The following is a 20,657-nucleotide window of genomic DNA, read 5'->3' on the forward strand; positions in this document are numbered from 1 at the left end:
CTCAAGTTGCTGTGCACAGCGTGACCAGCCTAATCGACAATCGCGTTGATCCGTGTCAGCCGGAACTGTGCAGGGAATAAGGGGTTGCCGTTTCTCGGGCGTTTACCGACAGGACATCACGACCGGGCGTACTGAGGCCAACTTGTTCAGACAAGTTCTCCGCACTTCTCACACCGCATCGAACCCCGTGCGCACCCCTGGAGAGACCGTGACCGTGTCCCTGCCGAGAAACGCCGTCCTCGGCGGCTCCCTCGCCGTCGTAGCCGCGCTCGCCCTGAGCGCCTGCGGCGCCGCCACCGACAACGCGTCGACCACCAAGGACGGCAAGAACGCCGCCACCGCCACCTCCGCCGCCGACTTCGGCGGTCTTGACGCCCTGGTCGAGGCGGCCAAGAAGGAGGGCGGGCTGCACATCATCGCGGTGCCCCGCGACTGGGCCAACTACGGCGCCGTCATCGACGGCTTCCAGAAGAAGTACGGCATCAAGATCGAGGACGAGAGCCCCGACGGCTCCAGCCAGGACGAGATCAACGCCGTCACCTCCCGCAAGGGCCAGGACCGTGCCCCCGACGTCCTCGACCTGGGCAGCTCCTTCGCGCTCAGCGCCGCCCAGCAGGGCCTGCTCGCGCCCTACAAGGTGGCCTCCTACACCGACATCCCCGAGGGGCAGAAGGACCCGCAGGCCCGCTGGTACAACGACTACGGCGGCTACATCTCCATCGGCTGCGACGCCAAGCGGGTCAAGGTGTGCCCCACCACCTTCAAGGACCTGCTCAAGCCGCAGTACAAGGGCCAGGTCGCCCTCAACGGCAACCCGACCAAGTCCGGCTCGGCCTTCGGCGGCGTCTACGCGGCGGCCCTCGCGGGCGGTGGCTCCTTCGACGACATCCAGCCCGGCCTGGACTTCTTCGCCAAGCTGAAGAAGAACGGCAACTACACGCCGGTCGAGTCCACCCCGGCCACCATCGAGAAGGGCGAGACGCCCGTCAGTATCGACTGGGACTACCTGAACGCCGGCTACGCCGAGGAGTTCAAGTCCAAGGGTGTCGACTGGAAGGTCGCGATCCCGGCCGACGGCCAGTACGCCCAGTACTACTCCCAGGCCATCAACAAGGACGCTCCGCACCCGGCGGCCGCCCGCCTGTGGCAGGAGTACCTGTACAGCGCCGAGGGCCAGAACCTGTGGCTGGGAGGCTTCGCCCGCCCGGCGCTGATGACCTCCATGGAGAAGGCCGGCACCCTCGACAAGGACGCCGCCGCCAAGCTGCCGAAAGTCACGGGCACGCCCACCTTCCCGACCGAGGACCAGCAGAGCAAGGCCAAGACGGTCATCGCTCAGGGCTGGGGCAAGGCCGTCTCCGGATGACCACCGCTCTCCCGCGAGCGGACGTGGCGCCCGTCGCTTCGGCGAAGCGACGGCGCCGCGCCCCCGGCTGGCTCGCCGTCGTGCCGCTGCTGGTGTTCACCGCAGTCGCCTTCGGCCTGCCCGCCCTCGCCATCCTGAACGGCGCCTTCACGGTCAAGGACCAGACGACCGGCGCCACCTCCTACACGGCCGAGAACCTCTCGACCTCGCTGCAGGGCCCGTACCTCACCGCGCTGGTCGGCAGCGTCAAGCTGTCGGCGATCTCCGCCGCGCTCGGCGCCCTCATCGGGCTGCCGCTCGCCCAGGCCGTCGTCAGCTCCCGCTCCCGCGCGCTGCGCGAGGCCGTGCTCACCGCCTCCGGCGTGCTCGCCAACTTCGGCGGCGTCCCGCTGGCCTTCGCCTTCGTCGCCACCCTCGGCAACGCCGGCGTCCTGACCGTGCACCTCGGCCTCACGGACAAGGGCTGGGACCTCTACAGCTTCTGGGGCCTGGTCCTGGTCTACCTGTACTTCCTGATCCCGCTGATGGTCCTCACCATCACCCCGGCCCTGGACGGCCTGCGCGTCCAGTGGCGGGAGGCCGCGCTGAACAACGGCGCCACCGGCGTGCAGTACTGGCGCCACGTGGCCCTGCCCGTCCTCGCCCCCTCCCTGCTCGGCGGCTTCGTCCTGCTGTTCGGCAGTGCCTTCGCCGCCTACGCCACCGCCGCCGCGATGGTGGGCAGCGCGGTCCCGCTCGTCACGCTGCAGATCGCCGACGCCCTCTCCGGCAACGTGCTCGTCGGCCAGGAGAACGTCGCCCTCGCCCTCAGCCTCGACATGGTGCTGGTGGCAGGCCTGGTGATGGCCGTGTACCTGCCCCTGCAACGACGGAGCGCCCGATGGCTCGACGCCTGACCCCCTGGCGCCGGGCCGTCCTCGGCCTGGCCGCGCTGTACTTCCTGGTGCCGCTCGCCGCGTCCGTGATCTTCACGGTCGACGTGCCGGGCCGGGGCGTCACCTTCGACGCCTACACCAAGATCCTGTCCACGGCCGGCTTCACCTCCAGCCTGCTGCTCTCGCTGGAGCTGGCCGTGGCGACCATCGTGCTGGTCCTGCTGCTCATGGTGCCCGCCGTGGTCGCGCTGCGGCTCGGTGCACCCAAGCTGAGGCCCGTCGTCGAGGTGGTCTGCTCGCTGCCGCTGGTGGTGCCGCCGATCGCCTTCGTCGCCGGCATCGTGACCGTGCTGAAGTGGGGCCCCGAGCATCTCTCCCGCACACCGCTGTTCCAGACGTTCGTGGTGATCCAGGACGAGAACTTCCCCGTCGTGCTGGTCCTCGCGTACGTCGTGATGGCGCTGCCGTTCGTGTACCGCGCCCTGGACGCGGGCCTGCGCGCCATCGACGTGCGCACCCTCGTCGAGGCCGCCCGCAGCTGCGGCGCCTCCTGGCCGCAGGCGCTCGTGCGGGCCGTGCTGCCCAACCTGCGCGGGGCACTGCTGAACGCGACCTTCCTCACGCTGGCGCTGGTGCTCGGCGAGTTCACCGTCTCCCACCTGCTCGGCTACGCGCCCTTCGCCGTGTGGATCTACAACGTCGGCGGCTCGCAGGCCCAGATGTCCGTCGCCGTGTCCGTGCTCAGCCTGCTCGTCACCTGGGCCCTGCTCCTCGCGCTCGCCGGTGCCGGCGGCCGTACCCGAACCGCTTCCTCCCGGGGATGAACCATGACCGTCACCACGCTTGAGAAGGCCGCCGCCGAGAAGGCCGCCACTGTCGAATTCCGGGGACTGCGCCGGGAGTTCGGGGCCACCGTCGCCCTCGACGGGCTTGACCTGACCGTCCGCCCGGGGGAGTTCCTGGCGCTGCTCGGCCCGTCCGGCTGCGGCAAGACCACCGCGCTGCGCATGCTCGCCGGGTTCGAACACCCCGACTCCGGTGCGGTGCTGGTGGACGGGGAGGACATCACCCGCGTCCCGGCCCACCGTCGCGACGCCGGGATGGTCTTCCAGTCGTACAGCCTCTTCCCGCACCTGAACGCCGTCGACAACGTCGCCTTCGGGCTGCGCATGCGTAAGGTCCGTACGGCCGAACGACGCGCCCGCGCGGCCGAGTTGCTGGAGCTGGTCGGTCTCGGCGACAAGGGGGAGAGCTACCCGCACCAGCTCTCCGGCGGCCAGCAGCAGCGCGTCGCCCTCGCCCGAGCCCTCGCCCTGCGCCCGCGCGTCCTGCTGCTCGACGAGCCGCTGTCCGCGCTGGACGCCAAGGTGCGCCTGACCCTGCGCGAGGAGATCCGCCGGCTCCAGCAGGAACTCGGGATCACCACCCTCTTCGTCACCCACGACCAGGAGGAGGCCCTCTCGGTCGCCGACCGGGTCGCCGTCATGCGCGCCGGCCGGCTCGAACAGTGCGCCGTACCCGCCGAGTTGTACGGCCGCCCCGCCACCGCCTTCGTCGCCGAGTTCGTCGGCACGATGAGCCGGATCCCGGGCGAGCTGAAGGACGGCACCGTCGAGGTGCTGGGGCAGCGGCTGCCCGCCGACGCCGAGGTGCCGGACGGGGACGTGGACGTGCTGGTGCGGCCCGAGGCCGTCCAGGTGCGCGCCGACGAGCGGGGCACCGGGCGGGTCGCCGCCACCGCCTTCCTCGGCGCCGTCGTCCGGGTCACCGTACGGCTCGCCGACGGCACCGAGGCCAAGGCCGACCTGCCCGCGCACGAGGCCGCCGGGCTCGGCGCCGGAGCCGCCGTCAGCGTGTCACTGCCGGAGCGGCCGGTGCTGGTGGCCGAACGTACCCGGACGTCACCTTCTGGGTCGTGATCCGACGGGCACGCTCGGCAGATCACACCTCGTCGCGCCCCGCGGCCGCCGCCGGCCGTGGCATCGAGGTCCCGTCCGCCCTGACGGGCGCGGGACCGGTGACAAGGCCCCGCACCGGGAGGACCCCGGTGACGCCGGCCCGGTCGACGCCAACCGCAACCGTGTCCCCGGGCAAGCCGGTTCGTGCCTTCGAAGGGCTCGCGGACCGGCCGCGCCGGCCCGGCGGAGACCGAGGCGCTCCGCTCCGGATTTCGCAGAACGCGATCTTTCCGGGCGTTGCATGCCAGGGCCTCCTCGCAAGACTCAAGTGAAGGAAGACAACCACGTGACCTCCCACACCCGACTCCCGCTCCAGGCGGTCCTGTTCGACATGGACGGCACGCTCGTCGACACCGAGCACCTGTGGTGGGAGGCGGTCGAGCAGGTCGCCGGGCGCCCGCTGAGCGAGGCCGACCAGCCGGAGGTGCTCGGCCGTCCCGTCGAGCACACCGCCGCCTGGCTCGCGGCCGGCAGCGGCCGGGACGAGGCGGCCCTCGCGGCCGAACTGCACCGCGAGTTCGCCGACCGGGTCCGCACCGAGATCGTGCCGCGCCCCGGCGCCCTCGACCTGCTGGACGCGCTGGCAGCCGGCGGCATCCCCACCGCCCTGGTCACCGCGTCCCCGCGCGCGGTCGCCGACGTCGTCCTCGACGCCCTCGGCGCGCACCGGTTCGCGGTCTCCGTGACCGCCGACGACACCGAGCGCACCAAACCGGCGCCCGACCCCTACCTCGCCGCCTGCCGCGACCTCGGCGTCGACCCGGCCGGCTGCGTGGCCGTCGAGGACACCGAGACCGGTGTGGCCTCCGCCGAGGCCGCCGGGTGCGCCGTGCTCGCCGTACCGTCCCTCGCGCCGATCGACGCGGCACCCGGGCGGACCCTGCGCGACACCCTCGTCGGGGTGACGACCGAGGAACTGCGGGGGATGGCCGTGCCCGAACTGCGGTCATGAGCTGGAACCTGTGGCTCGGCGGCAGCGAGGTCGACGACCATCGCGCCAAGCAGGTCAAGGCCGTCTCGGAGAGCGGCGCCGACGTCGTCGGGCTCCAGGAGCGGGACGCGCGCACGCCCGTCACCGGCACCCCGCGCCCCTGGCCCGACGTCGCGGACGACGACGGGCCCTGCGACCACGCGGACGTCGTCACCCGCTTCGCGCCACCGAGGCCCTGAGCGCGGCCGCGATCCCCGAGGTGGCCTGGCATTACCGCAGGTCACCATTGCGGACCAGGTGACGATCCCGTAGGTTGTGCCGCACTTTCTACTGACTGGTAACCCGGCAGGTATCCCATGCGCTGGTCCGTCGGCCGTCCCACCACCGTCCGCACCCGGATCGTGGCACTCGCCCTGGCCCCCGCGGTCGCGCTGATGGGCCTGTGGAGCTTCGCCATGGTGTCCGTCACCGGCGAACTGCGCGCCCTGATCCGGCTCCAAGGGGTGTACGAGGACTTCGGCACCCCCGTGGACACCGCGATCGGGCAGATCCAGATCGAACGCCGGCTGTCCGCCGCCTACCTGGGCGCCCGGCTCGACACGGCCGCGGCGGGCGACCTGCTCGGGCAGCAGCGCCGTACCGACCGGGCCGTAGAGGCCATGCGGCAGGCGGTACGGGGCGGGGACCGCGACCGGCTCACGGACCGGCAGCGGCAGGCCCTGGACACCGTGGTCGCCGCCACCGGAAAGCTGGAGAAGCTGCGCCAGGACGTGCTGTCCCGGAGCATCACCTGGGACCGCGCGGTCGACGCGTACAGCGCGCTCGTCGAGCCCGGATTCGACGTGCAGTCCACGCTCACCGCGCTCCAGGCCGGGCAGCTGGCCCGGGAGGCACAGGTCGTCGTCGAGCTGGTGCGGGTACGGGAGTTCGTGTCCCGGGAGGACGCCCTGGTCGCCGGGGCACGGGCGGCCGGGACCCTGACCGACCGGCAGTACGACAGCCTCACCGCGACCATCGAGGACCGTCGCGTCTTCGAGCGGACGTACGTACCGGACCTGCCGGCCGACTCGCGCGGCCTGTTCGAGGAGTTCCAGCACGGCGACCTGTACCGCTCGCTCACCGGGGGAGAGGACGCGCTGCTGCGGGCCGGTGCCGCGGGCGCCGGTCAGGCCGTCGCGGCGGACACCTGGCGCTCGACCAGCGACCGGGCCGTCAAGCGCTACATGCGGCTGTGCACCCGCGCGGCCGAGAACTCGGCCGCGCGCGGGCGGGACTTCGCCTACCGCGAGCTGACCAAGGCCGCCGTCGTCGGCGGTGCCGGACTGGCCGCCGTCGCCCTGTCCCTCTGGTTCGCGGTGCGCGGCGCCCGGCGCATCTCCCGCCGCCTGGAGGCCCTGCGCGACGCCGCCGACCTGCTCTCCGCCCGCCAACTCCCGGACGTGATGCGCCGGCTGAGCGCCGGTGAGGAGGTGGACGCCCTCGCCGAGGCGCCGCCGCTCGCCACCGACGCGGCCCGTGACGACGAGATCGGCCAGGTCAGGCGATCCTTCAACACCGCGCGGCTCGCCGCCGTCGAGGCCGCCGTCCGGCAGGCCGGCCTGCGCCGGGGCCTGTTCGCGGTGCTGCTCAACATCGCGCGCCGCAACCAGGCGCTCGTGCACCGGCAGCTGAAGCTCGTCGACACCCTGGAGCGGCGCACCGAGGACCCGGACGTCCTGCGGCAGCTGTTCCGCATCGACCACCTCACCACCCGGATGCGCCGGCACGCGGAGAGCCTGATCATCCTGTCCGGCTCGGCACCCGGACGGCGGTGGCGCAGGCCCGTGCCCGTCGCGGACGTCGTCGCCTCGGCGGTGGGCGAGATCGAGGAGTACGCGCGCGTGGTGGTGCCCCGGATGCCGGAGATCGGTGTCGCCGCGGACGCCGTCGCCGACGTCGTGCACCTCCTCGCCGAGCTCCTGGAGAACGCCACGGTGTTCTCGCCGCCGCACACCCAGGTCACCTTCCGCACAGGACGCGTCGGCAGCGGCTTCGTCCTGGAGATCGACGACCGGGGGCTCGGCCTGGACGCCGAGCAGCGTGAGGAGGCCCGGCGCACCCTCACCGACCCCGACGCCTTCGACCCCACCCGCCACGACCGCCTCGGCCTCTACGTCGTCGGCCGCCTCGCCGCCCGCCACGGCATCGAGGTCAGCCTCGGGGACTCGCCGTACGGCGGCACGACCGCGGTGGTGCTGCTTCCGGAGACGGTCCTGGCGACGGCCGCCGAGGAGCTTTCCGGGGAGGCTCCGGCCGTGGTCGTCGAGGCTCGGGCCGTGGTCGTCGGGGCCCCGCCCGTGGCCGCCGAGGCCCCGCCCGTGGCCGTCGAGGCTCCGGCCGTGGCCGTCGAGGCTCCGGCCGTGGCCGTCGAGCGGCACGCCGAGGCTGTGGTGCGAGAGCCGGTGCCGCACGCCCCGGCGCCGGCCGAGCGGGACGCGCCCGTTATGGAGCTGCCGGCCCGGAGACGATCGACGCCCCGTTCCGGCGCGGGCGGCATGTCCGCCGTGCCCGGCGTCCCGAGGCACGACAACGCCGCCCCGGACGCCCCCGCCCTGCCCGCCCGGACCCGCCAGGCCTCCCTCGTCCGTGAGCTGCGCGACGACCCGCCGCCGCGGGACGCGGCCGCGGAACGCGCGGTCGACCCCGAGGAGATGCGGGCGATCTTCGGCGCCTTCCAACGCGGACTGGACCGCGGCCGAAGGGGCCTGCCCGCGCCCACCGACGACACCGACGGCGCGCGCCCCGACACCGGCCGCGCGCGCCCCCATGCCGACCACTCCACCACCGACGCCGACCACACGACCGCCAACGCCGACGAAGGGACCGACACCGACCATGTACGGTGACGACCGCACCCCCGAGAACCCGGCCGTGCCCGCCGGAGCGCCCGGAACGGATCTCGGCTGGCTGCTCGACGACCTCGTGGCGCGCACCGACCACGTCCGCCAAGCCGTGCTCCTCACCGCCGACGGCCTCCCGCTGAGCTGCTCGGAGGGCATGCGCCGCCGGGACATCGAGCACCTGGCCGCCGTCTGCTCCGGCTTCCACGGGCTGGCCCGCTCGGTGGGGGAGCGGTTCGACGCGGGGGAGGTGCGGCAGACCATGGTCATGCTGGACGACGCCTACCTCTTCGTCACCCCGGCCGGACACGGCAGCCGCCTCGCCGTGCTCAGCGAGGCGCGGACCGACGTCGGACAGCTCGCCCACGAGATGGCCCTGCTCGTCCGCCGCCTCGGCCGCCACCTGGACGCCGCCACCCGCACGACCCCCTGACACCGCGGTGAACGACGAGCACTGGTACGAGGACGAGACCGGGTCCATGGTGCGCCCCTACACCGTGACCCGGGGTCGCACCCGGCCCTCGGACCGGCATGCCATCGACCTGATGTCCCGGGTGACGGCACTGGAGACGGACGCGGCCGGCCCCGGCCTCGACCACGCCGGGGCGACCCTGCTCGACCACGTCCGGCGCGGCCCGCGCCCGGTGGTCGAGCTGGCGGCGGACGCTGATTTGCCCCTGACCGTCGTCCGTGTGCTCCTCGGCGACCTCGCCGAGGCCGGCCTGGTCCGCATCGACGAGCCCCGCCGCGCGTCCGGCGGCGGCCCCGCCGCCGATCCGGAACTGCTGCGGGAGATCGTGCACCGGCTGAAGCAGCTGTAGGCGAGGGGAGGCGGGCCGCGCAGGCCCGCTGACCTGCCGTTGTGCCCGTGAGCCGCACCGCCCTCGGTGAACGGCGACCACCATCCCCGCACACCCGGCACCCCACCCTGTGACCTGCGCCTCAGGCCCCCCGGGAACCGCAAGTGAGGGCGCGCAACGAATCGTCGTCCGAGCCCTCACCCACGCAACGAACCGCGCACCGGCGCGCAACGGCTCCTTCTTGTCCGGTCGAGCGCGCCGACCGTACCTTCTAAACGACCCCAAAACCCCTCCAGTCCGGTGAGGAACACGCATGCGCACCGCCCTGCTCCAGAGCTCCGGCCGTCCCGGCTCCGTCGCCGAGAACCTCGAGGTCCTCGACGAGGCCGCGGGCCGTGCCGCCGCCGCGGGTGCCGCGCTGCTGGCCGCGCCGGAGATGTTCCTGACCGGGTACGCGATCGGCGACGACATCGCCCGCCTCGCCGAGCCCGCCGACGGCGACTCCGCCGACGCGATCGCCGAGATCGCCGGCCGGCACGGCCTGGCCGTCGCGTACGGCTACCCGGAGCGCGACGGCGAGACCGTCCACAACTCGGCCCAGCTGATCTCCGCCGACGGCACCCGGCTCGCGAACTACCGCAAGACCCACCTCTTCGGCGACCTCGAGCGCGACCACTTCACGCCGGGCGAGCAGCCGGTCGTCCAGGCCGAGCTGAACGGCATGACCGTGGGCCTGATGATCTGCTACGACGTCGAGTTCCCGGAACTCGTCCGCGCCCATGCCCTGGCCGGCACCGACCTGCTCGTCGTGCCGACAGCGAACATGCACCCGTTCCAGCTCGTCGCCGAGTCCCTGGTGCCGGTGCGGGCCTGGGAGAACCAGATGTACATCGCGTACGCCAACCGGGTCGGCCAGGAGGGAGAGTTCGACTTCTTCGGACTGTCCACCCTCGCCGGCCCCGACGGCGTCGCCCGCGCCCGCGCCGGCCGCACCGAACAACTGGTGCTCGCCGACGTCGACCCGGTCTTCCTGGCCACCTCCCGCGAGGCCAACCCGTACCTGAAGGACCGCCGCCCCGGTCTGTACGGGTCGCTCGTCTGAGCTGTCGCCGCACCTTCCCTCCCCCCAGGCTTCCCCGGCTTCCCCCCTCTTTCACTTCGCGCAAGGAGTCCGTACCCCATGACGTCCACGGTGCCCAACGCCGTCGAGCACGCCGACGAGCAGCAGCCGCCGATCACCATGTTCGGCCCGGACTTCCCCTACGCCTACGACGACTTCCTCGCCCACCCGGCGGGCCTCGGTCAGGTCCCCGCGACCGAACACGGCACCGAGGTCGCGGTCATCGGCGGCGGTCTGTCCGGCATCGTGGCCGCCTACGAGCTGATGAAGATGGGCCTCAAGCCCGTCGTCTACGAGGCCGACCAGATCGGTGGCCGGCTGCGCACCGTCGGCTTCGACGGTTGTGACGAGTCGCTGACGGCCGAGATGGGCGCCATGCGCTTCCCGCCGTCCTCCACCGCCCTCCAGCACTACATCGACCTGGTCGGCCTGGAGACCAGGCCCTTCCCGAACCCGCTGGCCGAGGCGACCCCCTCGACCGTCGTGGACCTCAAGGGCGAGTCGCACTACGCCGAGACGGTCGACGACCTGCCGCAGGTCTACCGCGACGTAGCCGAGGCCTGGAACAAGTGCCTCGACGAGGGCGCCGACTTCTCCGACATGAACCGAGCCATGCGCGAGCGGGACGTCCCGCGCATCCGCGAGATCTGGGCGAAGCTGGTCGAGAAGCTCGACAACCAGACCTTCTACGGCTTCCTCTGCGACTCCGAGGCCTTCAAGTCCTTCCGGCACCGCGAGATCTTCGGCCAGGTCGGCTTCGGCACGGGCGGCTGGGACACCGACTTCCCGAACTCCATCCTGGAGATCCTGCGCGTCGTCTACACCGAGGCCGACGACCACCACCGCGGCATCGTCGGCGGCTCGCAGCAGCTGCCGCTGCGGCTGTGGGAGCGCGAGCCCGAGAAGATCGTGCACTGGGCGTACGGCACGTCGCTGCAGTCCCTGCACCAGGGCGGAGCCCCGCGCCCCGCCGTCACCCGGCTCGCCCGCACCGCGGGCAACCGCATCACGGTGACGGACGCGGCGGGCGACATCCGCACCTACCAGGCCGCGATCTTCACCGCGCAGTCCTGGATGCTGCTGTCGAAGGTGCAGTGCGACGACGCGCTCTTCCCGATCGACCACTGGACGGCCATCGAGCGGACCCACTACATGGAGTCCAGCAAGCTCTTCGTGCCCGTGGACCGGCCGTTCTGGCTCGACAAGGCCGTCGACGACAGGGGAAATCCGACCGGGCGGGACGTCATGTCGATGACGCTCACCGACCGGATGACGCGCGGCACCTACCTGCTGGACGACGGGCCGGACAAGCCGGCCGTCATGTGCCTCTCGTACACGTGGTGCGACGACAGCCTCAAGTGGCTGCCCCTGTCCGCGAACGAGCGCCTCGACGTGATGCTGAAGTCGCTCGGCGAGATCTATCCAAACGTCGACATCCGCAAGCACATCATCGGCAACCCGGTGACCGTGTCCTGGGAGAACGAGCCGTACTTCATGGGCGCGTTCAAGGCGAACCTGCCCGGCCACTACCGCTACCAGCGCCGCCTGTTCACGCACTTCATGCAGGACCGGCTGCCCGAGGACCGGCGCGGCATCTTCCTCGCCGGCGACGACATCTCGTGGACGGCCGGCTGGGCCGAGGGCGCGGTGCAGACGGCGCTGAACGCGGTGTGGGGTGTGATGCACCAGCTGGGCGGCTCCACCGACGCGACGAACCCCGGCCCCGGCGACGTCTACGACGAGATCGCGCCGGTCGAACTGCCCGAGGACTGAGCGCTCCGCGGGAAGCACGGTGCGGGAGCTGCGGGCCGTCTCTGGCCGGCCGCGCAGTTCCCCGCGCCCCTTTCGGGGCGCGGTTGCGCACCGGACTTCACCGATCCGGCTCAGCGGACTGGTCGAACTGCCCGAGGACTAGGCGCAGTCGGCGGTGCGCCGGCCGGCGGCGCGGCGGTCGGCCGCGCCGTCGAGGAGCCGGCGGCGCTGCTCGGGATCCGTGGCCGCCGCCACCGCGGTCAGGGCGAGGGCCCGCGCCCCGTCCAGGACCGCGCGATCCGCGCCCGGTGACGTCCCGAACGCCGCGAACTCGGCCGTGTGCTGGAGCGCGCCGCCCGTGTCGTAGCCGACGGTGGGGTGGATCGCGGGCACCAGGCGCGAGACGTTGCCCATGTCGGTGGACGCCATGGTCTGTCCGTGCCGGGCCTGCGGGACGCGGCCCAGGGCGCTTGCGGCGTCGGTGTAGGCACGGGTGAGGAACGGGTCCTGGCGCAGATCCGCGAAGTCCCGCCCGTGCGGCTCCAGTCGGAGCCGCGCGCCGGTGGCCTGGGCACCCGCCTCGAAGCAGGCGCGGACCCGGGCCTGCACGGCCCTGAGCTGTTCGACGCTCGGGGCCCGCACCTCGTAGCGGGCGCGGGTGAGGTCCGGTACGACGTTCGGCGCCGAACCGCCGTCGGTCACGATGCCGTGCACCAGCGAACCCGGCGGCAGATGCTGGCGGAGCAGACCGAGCGCCGTCTGCGCCACCGTCAGGGCGTCGAGTGCGTTGATGCCGTCCCAGGGAGCGAGCGCCGCGTGCGCGGGGCTGCCCTGGTACGTGATGTCCCAGGCGCCGATCGCCAGCGAGGACGCGCCGACCGTGTCCTCGGCCGCCGCGTGCACCATCATGGCGGCGGCCACGTCGTCGAAGACCCCGGCGTCGACGAGCAGCACCTTGCCGCCGATGTCCTCCTCGGCGGGAGTGCCGATCAGCCGCACCGTGACACCGGTCCGGTCGGCCACGGCCGCGAGAGCGAGCGCGGCGCCGACCGCCGCCGCGCCGTTGACGTTGTGCCCGCAGGCGTGGCCGATCCCCGGCAGGGCGTCGTACTCGGCACAGAACGCGATCACCAGATCCCCGCTGCCGTACGTCGCGTCGAGCGCGGTGGGCAGCGACGCGAGGGGCCGCGTCACCGTGAACCCGGCCGCGTCCAGCAGGTCGGCGATCTTCGCGGCGGAGCGATGCTCGTCGAGCGCCGTCTCGGGTTCGGCGTGCAGGCTGTGGCTGAGCGCGACCAGACGGTCGGACCACTTCAGGACCGCGTCGGTCACATCGGTACGGGTGCTCATGCGAGGCCCTCCTTCGGGACGACGGTGTCGGTGCGGGGCGCGGTGGACGGCCTGGCAGCGGTGCCGTAGGCCAGGGCGAGGGCGGAGCCGAGAAGCGCGACGCCGGCGCACACGCCCCAGCTCCACGCGAAGCCGGACAGGGCGATGTGACCGGCGTGCTGGTGCGCGGCGAACAGGGCGCCGATGACGGCCGCGCCGATCGCCGCGCCCAGGGACAGCGCCAGTTCGTTGAGGCCCACGGCGAGCGCGGTCTGCCGCTCGGGCACCACCTCCGCGGACAGCGTCCTGGTGATCGACTCGAACAGGCCCGTGGCCAGGCCCACGACGAGCGCCGAGACGACGTACTGGGTGAGCGTGGCGTGGAACACGACCATGCCGAGGAAACCGAGCGCGATCAGGGCGCCGCCGGTGGCGAGGACCGCGCGGTCGCCGATCCGGCGGGCCAGGCGCGGCGTCGCGGTGGACCCGGCGAAGCCGGCCACGACCATCGCGAGGGAGACCGTGGCGATGGCCTGCGGCCCGAGACCCATGCCGTAGCCGGTGCGGTCCGGATCGGCGCCCAGGAACAGGGCGTTGGCGCCGAGGAACCCGATCGTGCCGAACGCCGCGCAGAACGTGTGCGCGCTGATCAAGGCGAGCCGTCGGTCGCGCAGCATCCGCACACTGACCAGCGGATGCGTGGCTCTGCGTTCGACCGCCACCCAGGCCACCAGGGTGAGTGCCGCGAGCGCCCCGACGCCGAGCGAGCGCGCCGAAAGCCAGCCCCAGGCCTCGCCCTGCGCCAGCACCAGGACCAGTGCGACGAGTCCGACGGTCAGCAGCGCCGCCGCGCCGAAGTGGAACCGGCCGCCGCGCTCCGTGTCGCTGTCCGGCAGCACGAACCCGGCGACGACGGCGACGACCGCCACCGGCACCGCCACCCACAGTCCCGCCGCCGCATGCCGTTCGCTGAGCGTACCGGCGACCAGGCCGCCGACGCCGATCGCGATGAGCAGCGCGCCCACCAGCACCGACATGCCGATCCGGCCGCGCTCGGGCGCCCGGGACCGCAGGATTCCCGCGAGCAGCGGGAAGAAGCCGACGACCGCGCCCTGGAGCACCATTCCCACGGCGAGCGTCGTCACCGTCGGTGCGACGGCCATCAGCAGCGAACCGGCCGCCACCATCGTGACCGCGACACGCAGCAGCCGGCGGTGCCCGTACAGATCGCCCAGGCGCGAGAGCAGCGGTGTGAGCACCGCGAACGCGCACTGGGACAGCAGATAGAGGTTGTTCTGGCCCACACCGCCGAGGTGGAGCCGGCCGCCGAGCTCCGGCAGCAACGGGGTGAGGTAGCCCTGGACGACGCCGCTGAAGACGACGACCACCGCCATCGCGCCGAGCATGCCGCGGCCGGTGCCGAGGAGACCGCCGCCGCCCCCGGCCGATCCGTCTGTGCGCACAGGAGATTCCCTTCTGGTTGCCCGCATCGAAAGTGGTGGCTACTGTGCGGGCGGCGGCCGAACCGAGCCGTGATTTCGACGGAAACATGCGCGGGGTGCGGGACTGATGCCAGAAACGGTCACCGTCAGCGAACTGGACCTCGCCCTCGTCAACGCGCTCCAGCTGCGGCCCCGGGCGTCGTGGACCGAGCTGGCGCCGCCGCTCGGCGTCACCGCGGGCACCCTCGCTCGACGCTGGGAGCGGCTCACCGGCGAGGGTCTGGCGTGGGTCTCCGCGGTGCCCGGCAGGGAGTTCGTGCACACGCGCTGCACCGCGTTCGTGCTGCTGCGCTGCCGCCCCGGCAGCCGCGCCCGGATCGCCGAACGGCTCTGCGCGTTCGAGGAGGCCGCGACCGTCCAGCTCACCGGGCCCGGCAGCGCCGATCTGCTCCTGGACGTCCTCGCGCCCGACCTGCCCGCGCTGACCCGCTTCGTGACCGACCGCCTCGAGCCGCTGCCCGGGCTCGTCTCGGTGACGTGCCTCTTCGCCACGTCACTGTTCGTGGAGGGCAGCCGGTGGCGGCTGCGGTCGCTCGCTCCGACCCAGCTGAGCGCGCTCGGCGCCACGGTGGCGGGGGCCCGCGAGCCGGCTTCCACCGTCGAACCCGACGCCGTCGACCGGGCGTTGCTCGACGCCCTGGTGCGCGACGGGCGGCTCGGCCTCGCCGTGCTCGCCGATCAGGCGGACACCAGCCCCGCGACCGTACGCCGCAGGCTGCGCCGGCTGACCGACTGCGGTGCGCTCGCCTTCCGCTGCGACATGGCGTCCGCCCTGAGCGGCCACCCGGTCCCGGTCTCGCTGCTGGGACGGACGCCGGCGCGGGACATCGCCACCGCGCACCGCACGCTCGCCGCGCTGCCCGAGTGCCGCCTGGTCGCGGCCGTCACCGGCACCTCGAACATCTTCGCCACCCTGTGGGTGCACGACCTCGGTGACATCCAGCGCCGTGAGGCCGCCCTGTGCTCACGGCTGCCGACGCTGACGGTGACCGACCGGATCGTGGGCCTGCACACGGTCAAGCGCATGGGGCATCTGCTGGACGAGGAGGGCAGGCGGACCGGGATGCACCCGATCCGCCCCTGGTGACACGGGGCCCGATCCGGGCCCAGGCCCTTGCGGTCAGGCCTCAGACCCCGGCGGCCCGTGCCTTCTCGAACACCTCGGCGGCCCGGTCCTTCAGCTCCTGGGCGTCCCGTGTGCTGCCCGCGAGGTCGACGAGGATCTCGTCCAGGCCGATCTGCGCGTGCGCCACCAGGTCCTCGACGATCTGGTCCACGCTGCCCTGGAAGGGCCGGCGGTCCGCGCCCTCGTACGCCTTGGGCAGGAGGGCGGTGTTGACCCGCAGAACCGTCTGGATCGGCTCCGTGCGACCGCGTTCCTCGGCCAGCTCCCGCAGTTGCCGCCACTGGTCGGCGACCTGCTCGGCGCCCATGCCCACGGGCAGCCAGCCGTCGGCGTGGTCCACCAGGCGGCGCCAGGCCCGGCGGTTGCCCGCGGCCAGCAGGATCGGGATCGGCCGCGCGGGCTTGGGCCCGACCACCGCCGAAGCGATCTTGGCGATCCGCCCGTCGAAGCTGACCGGATCCGGACCCCAGACGGCCCGGCACACCTCGATGGTCTCGTCCAGTACCGCCCCGCGCTCCTCGAAGGGCCGGACGGCCGAGGCCGCGTACTCGTCGAGGGACCAACCCGTGCCGAAGCCCGCGATCACCCGGCCGCCGCTCGCCGCGTCCAGCGTGGCCAGGGACTTGGCAAGCTGGAACGGGACGTGCAGCGGGGCCACCAGGACGCTGGAGCCCAGCCGGACCCGCTCGGTCGCCGCGGCGGCCAGCGTGAGGGTGACCAGCGGGTCCGCCACGCCGCGGTACTGGTCGGGCCAGGGGAGGCCCTCGATGCCGTACAGGCCCTGGGTGGCGGGCTCGGGGAACAGGGCGCGCTCGAAGACCCACAGGCTGTCGTAGCCGATCTCTTCGGCGGCCCGTGCCACGTCGGGCACGTCCCTGCCGACGGAATACTGCCGCATCTGGGGAAGACTGAGGCCGAGCCGGGTCGCCATTCCGTTGCTCCTCTGCGATCGGTTGGTGGACGATCAACGTACGGTCGTCGCGGGGTAGTTCCGCGGACGGCGCGCGCAGGCCGCTTCCGGCCACCTCGGGCGGTTCAGTCGGTGAGTGGGGTGAGCAGCATCCGGCCGGCGAGACCGACCGCGGCGTCCAGCCGCTCGGTGAACTCCTCGACGACGTCCTCGAACCGGCGCAGCGCCCACAGCGCCCTGGCCGTCGCCCAGGTCGCGTCCCGGGCCCGCTCCAGGCTCCAGGACCCCACCAGATGCGTGAGCGGGTCGGCGATCTGGAGCAGGTCGGGGCCCGGCATCAGATCCTCGCGGACGCGTTCCTCCAACGCGACGAGCAGCTCGCCGACGCGGTCGAATTCGTCCTCCAGATCGGCCGGTTCGCAGCCGAGCGCGTCGCAGGTGTCGACGACGGCGAGCGCCAGGTCGTGCCCGATGTGCGCGTTGATACCCGCCAGGGCGAACTGCAGCGGCCGTACCCCGGGATGGCGGCGTAACTGGAACAGGGGCCGCCAGCAGGCGGGCGGACGGTGGTCCCGGGCGGCCGCGTCCACCGCCGCCAGGTACCGCCCGGCGAACCGGACGTCCAGCGCCGAGGCCGCCCGGGGGTCGGGGAAGTCCCCGCCCGCCAGGTGCCGGTCGACCTCCTCCGTGACGGCGAGGTAGACACGGTTGAACACGGCGAGGCCGTCCCGCTCGGGCAGCTCCGCGTCGAGCGCGCGCATCCGGGCGAGGACGGCGTCGACGGGCGTGGTGAAGTGCTCCAACTGCGCCATGGGGGAAGCGTCCCAGCCCTGCCCCGGCCCGCGCGCCGACCGGCCCGGGGCTTCGCCGGAACGAGGGAACCCCCGGCGCGGGCGGCGAGCAGGAAGATCACGGTCGCCACGCCCGACATCATGATCGCCAGGTTCGGGTCCAGGCCCATGAGCACGGGGGCCACGAACGTCGCAACCTGTTTGCATCACTGAATTGGGTGCGCGAACGAGCCCTCGTACCATTGTCGACGTGGAACCCGGCGGGTCCGCGACAAGCGGGCCAGGTCACGCGACTGGGGGTCCGGGTGGGGTCGGCACCAGGCTGGTGCGAATGGTTGACGGTTGATCTTGTACTTTCCGTTCGGTAAGTACACGAATGGAGAGTGCTGAATGTCAGGTTTCGGGTGGAAGCTGCATGGAGATGGCCGGCATCTGAAACCAGGTGAGGTCGTCAAGCCCAACGAGCGGCTCACCTGGACCCGGACGATCGGGTTGGGCGCGCAGCATGTCGTCTCGATGATCGGTGCCTGTTTTGTTGCCCCGGTACTCATGGGGCTCAACCCGAGTCTTGGTCTCATGGCCTCGGGCGTAGCGACCCTGCTGTTCCTGGTCATCACGCGCGGCCGAGTCCCCAGCTACCTGGGATCGTCGCTCTCCTTCGTCGGTGTCGCCGCTGTCATCGGAAGCCAGGGTGGTGGGCCGGCGGAAATCACCGGCGCGCTGTTCGTGGTGGGCCTTGCCCTGGCCGTGGTCGGTGTCGTGGTCCAGTTCCTGGGCGCGAAGGTCATCCACGCGGTGTTGCCTCCGGCGGTGACGGGCGCCGTCGTCATGCTGATCGGCTTCAACCTCGCTCCGGTGGCTGCGGGAACCTACTGGCCGCAAGACCAGTGGACGGCGCTCGCCACGATGCTGTTCACCGGCCTCGCGCTCGTCGTCCTGCGTGGTTTCTGGTCACGTATCGCCATTTTCCTGGGGTTGGTCTTCGGTTACGCGCTTTCCTGGATCCTTGACCTGGCCCTGGGCAAGATCCACTCCGCTGACGGCAGCGGCAAGGTCGTGGACCACTGGCGTCTCGACCTGAGCTCGGTCAAGGAAGCCGCCTGGATCGGCTTCCCCGACATGCACGCGCCTTCGTTCAGCGGGTCGGCGATCATCGTGGCCCTCCCTGTCCTGATCGCTCTGGTAGCTGAGAACACCGGCCACATCAAGGCGGTCGGCGAGATGACCGGCGATCCCCTCGACGACAAGCTTGGTACCGCCATTGCCGCGGACGGTGCGGCCACCATGCTCTCCACGGTTGCGGGTGGCCCGGCCACGACCACGTACGCCGAGAACATCGGCGTCATGGCCGCGACCCGCGTCTACTCGACCGCCGCTTACATGTGTGCCGCGTTCTTCGCGCTTCTCTTCGGTCTGTGCCCGAAGTTCGGGGCGTTCGTCGCGGCCATCCCGGGCGGTGTGCTGGGGGGCATCACTGTCATCCTCTACGGCATGATCGGCTTGCTCGGTGCTCAGATCTGGGTCCGCAACAAGGTTGACTTCAGCCAACCGCTCAACCTGGTGCCGGCCGCCGCCGGTGTCATCGTCGGCATCGGTGGCGTTTCGCTGAAGATCACCGGCAACTTCGAGCTCAGCGGCATCGCCCTCGGCACCCTCCTGGTGCTCACGGGCTATCACGCCCTCCGTTGGCTCTCCAAGGTTGGAGGTACGCCGCAGGGAGCGCTGCTGGATGCGGGCACGACGAGGTACGACGACTCGGCTGCGTAGGGAGGGGAACGCGCGCTGACGGAGACGTGCCGGGCGCGGGCGGGGCTGTTTCAGTCGCCGTTCGCGCCCGTTGCCGTTTTTGTTTCTGGGGTCGCGTTTGGAGCATCTCACCCAAGAGGACCTCGAGCAGGCCCCGGGACCGGTCGCTGCCGTCCTGAGACAGCACAAGGAGGATGTGCTGCCACTGGCGTGGTGTAAGCGCGACTTCGATCAGCGCGTCACGGGGCGACTCCGCTTGCTCGGCTGCGCTCTCGATTCGGTGCATCCCCATGATCGCCAGGGTGTTGAGGAAGAACCGGTCACTGCTGCTGACCGATGGTTCCTTACGTGCCGACCCCGGCAGAGCACGCGGCCGCGGGAACCGCCACGGACCTTCATGATCCATAAGAGGAACGGTACTTGAGGGTTGGCGGGCTGTCAGGGAGATGGGTGACCTGTTTGACATGCGGACTCGGGGCCGCTGGGGGTACTGGTCACAGAACCCGGCGTACAGCCTGACTCGTCTGCCCCTACCTGCGGCTTTGCCTGGGAGAGGGCCTCTGACCTGCGTCGGAGGCTCTTTCTGGTCTTTCGGGGGCTTGCCGCGTCAGGCAGCGGAAAGTCCCTCGGAAGTCCCTCGGACGGCACTGAAAGTCCCTGAAAAATCCCTGGGGCGGAGGGGCGACTGGGGCCCATGAGCAGGGCGTTCGCGGCAGCCGCCGGAGCATGGCGCTGGAGCCGTCGGCTGCGGAGTGGTCTTGGCGCGGCGGGATTACGCGGCCTCGGTGTTGGCCGTCGTGTCAGTCAGCGTGGACCATTCCGCGCGGGCGGCGGCGAGCCGGGGGTGCATCGCGCGAAGCTCTCCTGACTGCCTCGCGAGTGGACCGAGGACCGGGAGCGGTGCCGGGCCGCGCATGTCCCCGACACGGTGGGCTTCCAGACCAAGCCCCGTATGGTGGAGCAGATGATCGAGCGGGCCCTGCCGGGTCTTCCGCAGGGCCGCGGACGCCGAGCGGCAGAGCACCCGGTGCTGCCCGGGCCCGCAGAGATGGTCCCTGCCCTACGATGCCGTGAAGTCATGCTTCTCGTGTTCCCCGCGCCTATCATGGGAGCGTTTTCGGAGCTGGCACAGGCGGGGGCTGCTGATGTTGCTGACGATCACTGCTCAGGAGGAGCAGCCGGGAGCGAGTGCCGCAGCCACGCATGACCTCAGGGCGTGGCTGGGTCGGCAGCGTGATCTGCGCGGGGTGATCACTCGTGCCGGAGGGACGCCGAGCCCGGGCGCCATGGGTGCGTCGACTGAAGTCATCACGGCTCTGTTGATTCCGGGTGGAGTGGCCACCGTACTGGCGAGTGCGGTCGTGGCCTGGGTGCGCAGCCGTGTAGGCAAGCAGACGGTGACCTTCACCCGGCCCGACGGTGCGCAGTTCACCGTCACCACCGAGGGCGTCAAGGACCTGACAGCCAGCCAGGTATCCGAATTCGTGCTGAAAGTCGCTTCGTCGCTGGAACTTCAGCAGAGCACCGAGGAAGGCACGCGGCAGGACACCGGGACCCGGGAAGGATGAATCC

16 protein-coding genes and 2 pseudogenes are annotated in these 20,657 nt (G+C 71.9%); 14 read left to right on the forward strand and 4 right to left on the reverse strand.

The genetic code is table 11. The features are described 5' to 3' along the window. The first annotated feature begins 208 nt into the window (after positions 1 to 208). The 10 genes and pseudogenes from ACWD5D_RS27960 (at position 209) to ACWD5D_RS28005 (ending at position 11,702) form a co-directional block, all read left to right on the forward strand. Positions 209 to 1,366, forward strand: coding sequence for an ABC transporter substrate-binding protein (locus ACWD5D_RS27960; RefSeq protein WP_451375519.1), 1,158 nt, complete (start codon positions 209 to 211; stop codon positions 1,364 to 1,366). After that, positions 1,363 to 2,262 carry an ABC transporter permease gene (locus tag ACWD5D_RS27965; protein WP_451375520.1) on the forward strand — a complete coding sequence of 300 codons (900 nt, stop codon included), beginning with the start codon at positions 1,363 to 1,365 and terminating at the stop codon, positions 2,260 to 2,262. The genes ACWD5D_RS27960 and ACWD5D_RS27965 overlap by 4 nt, the downstream gene beginning before the upstream one ends. Continuing rightward, complete coding sequence (locus tag ACWD5D_RS27970; protein WP_451375521.1) at positions 2,247 to 3,065, forward strand: ABC transporter permease; 819 nt, start codon at positions 2,247 to 2,249, stop codon at positions 3,063 to 3,065. The genes ACWD5D_RS27965 and ACWD5D_RS27970 overlap by 16 nt, the downstream gene beginning before the upstream one ends. Before the next feature lie 3 nt (positions 3,066 to 3,068). Then, positions 3,069 to 4,160 carry an ABC transporter ATP-binding protein gene (locus ACWD5D_RS27975; protein ID WP_451375522.1) on the forward strand — a complete coding sequence of 364 codons (1,092 nt, stop codon included), beginning with the start codon at positions 3,069 to 3,071 and terminating at the stop codon, positions 4,158 to 4,160. A gap of 280 nt (positions 4,161 to 4,440) precedes the next feature. After that, a pseudogene (locus tag ACWD5D_RS27980) lies at positions 4,441 to 5,252 on the forward strand (HAD-IA family hydrolase); the annotation flags it as partial. A gap of 234 nt (positions 5,253 to 5,486) precedes the next feature. After that, positions 5,487 to 8,015: a sensor histidine kinase gene (locus ACWD5D_RS27985; RefSeq protein WP_451375523.1), complete on the forward strand. Its 2,529-nt coding sequence runs from the start codon at positions 5,487 to 5,489 to the stop codon at positions 8,013 to 8,015. Next, entirely contained in the window at positions 8,005 to 8,442 is a 438-nt protein-coding gene (locus ACWD5D_RS27990) for a roadblock/LC7 domain-containing protein (protein ID WP_451375524.1), read from the forward strand. Before ACWD5D_RS27985 ends, ACWD5D_RS27990 begins: the two co-directional genes overlap by 11 nt. A gap of 7 nt (positions 8,443 to 8,449) precedes the next feature. Continuing rightward, positions 8,450 to 8,830, forward strand: a complete 381-nt coding sequence (locus ACWD5D_RS27995) for a DUF742 domain-containing protein (RefSeq protein ID WP_451375525.1) — start codon at positions 8,450 to 8,452, stop codon at positions 8,828 to 8,830. 292 nt (positions 8,831 to 9,122) lie between these two features. Next, positions 9,123 to 9,911, forward strand: coding sequence for a carbon-nitrogen hydrolase family protein (locus ACWD5D_RS28000; protein ID WP_451375526.1), 789 nt, complete (start codon positions 9,123 to 9,125; stop codon positions 9,909 to 9,911). Between the two features lie 78 nt (positions 9,912 to 9,989). Continuing rightward, positions 9,990 to 11,702, forward strand: a complete 1,713-nt coding sequence (locus ACWD5D_RS28005) for a flavin monoamine oxidase family protein (protein ID WP_451375527.1) — start codon at positions 9,990 to 9,992, stop codon at positions 11,700 to 11,702. A gap of 138 nt (positions 11,703 to 11,840) precedes the next feature. Here the strand turns inward: ACWD5D_RS28005 and ACWD5D_RS28010 are convergent, their stop codons facing one another. Both ACWD5D_RS28010 and ACWD5D_RS28015 read right to left on the reverse strand, forming a co-directional pair. Then, positions 11,841 to 13,031: an amidohydrolase gene (locus ACWD5D_RS28010; protein WP_451375528.1), complete on the reverse strand. Its 1,191-nt coding sequence runs from the start codon at positions 13,029 to 13,031 to the stop codon at positions 11,841 to 11,843. Further along, positions 13,028 to 14,473, reverse strand: a complete 1,446-nt coding sequence (locus ACWD5D_RS28015) for an MFS transporter (RefSeq protein ID WP_451375529.1) — start codon at positions 14,471 to 14,473, stop codon at positions 13,028 to 13,030. The genes ACWD5D_RS28010 and ACWD5D_RS28015 overlap by 4 nt, the downstream gene beginning before the upstream one ends. Positions 14,474 to 14,579: 106 nt before the next feature. On the opposite strand from ACWD5D_RS28015, the gene ACWD5D_RS28020 reads away from it, so the two are divergent. Next, positions 14,580 to 15,599 (forward strand): Lrp/AsnC family transcriptional regulator, encoded by a 1,020-nt coding sequence (locus tag ACWD5D_RS28020; RefSeq protein ID WP_451375530.1) that lies wholly within the window; start codon positions 14,580 to 14,582, stop codon positions 15,597 to 15,599. 40 nt (positions 15,600 to 15,639) lie between these two features. On the opposite strand, the gene ACWD5D_RS28025 is transcribed toward ACWD5D_RS28020, so the two are convergent. Further along, the gene (locus ACWD5D_RS28025) at positions 15,640 to 16,569 is read right to left on the reverse strand and encodes an LLM class F420-dependent oxidoreductase (RefSeq protein ID WP_451375531.1); all 930 of its coding nucleotides are present in this window, start codon (positions 16,567 to 16,569) and stop codon (positions 15,640 to 15,642) included. A 104-nt stretch (positions 16,570 to 16,673) separates the two neighbouring features. Further along, a complete protein-coding gene (locus tag ACWD5D_RS28030) occupies positions 16,674 to 17,360 on the reverse strand; it encodes a DUF5995 family protein (RefSeq protein ID WP_451375532.1) in 687 nt (228 codons plus the stop codon). Positions 17,361 to 17,729: 369 nt separating this feature from the next. Here ACWD5D_RS28030 and ACWD5D_RS28035 point away from each other — a divergent pair, with 369 nt between their 5' ends. From ACWD5D_RS28035 to ACWD5D_RS28045, 3 genes and pseudogenes are all read left to right on the forward strand, one after another. Next, a complete protein-coding gene (locus ACWD5D_RS28035; protein ID WP_451375533.1) occupies positions 17,730 to 19,106 on the forward strand; it encodes a uracil-xanthine permease family protein in 1,377 nt (458 codons plus the stop codon). 847 nt (positions 19,107 to 19,953) lie between these two features. Next, positions 19,954 to 20,064: pseudogene (locus ACWD5D_RS28040) on the forward strand (transposase); the annotation flags it as partial. A 166-nt stretch (positions 20,065 to 20,230) separates the two neighbouring features. Continuing rightward, positions 20,231 to 20,653, forward strand: coding sequence for an effector-associated constant component EACC1 (locus tag ACWD5D_RS28045; protein WP_451375534.1), 423 nt, complete (start codon positions 20,231 to 20,233; stop codon positions 20,651 to 20,653). The last annotated feature ends 4 nt before the right edge of the window (positions 20,654 to 20,657 follow it).

This window comes from Streptomyces sp. NPDC002520, from assembly GCF_053595235.1.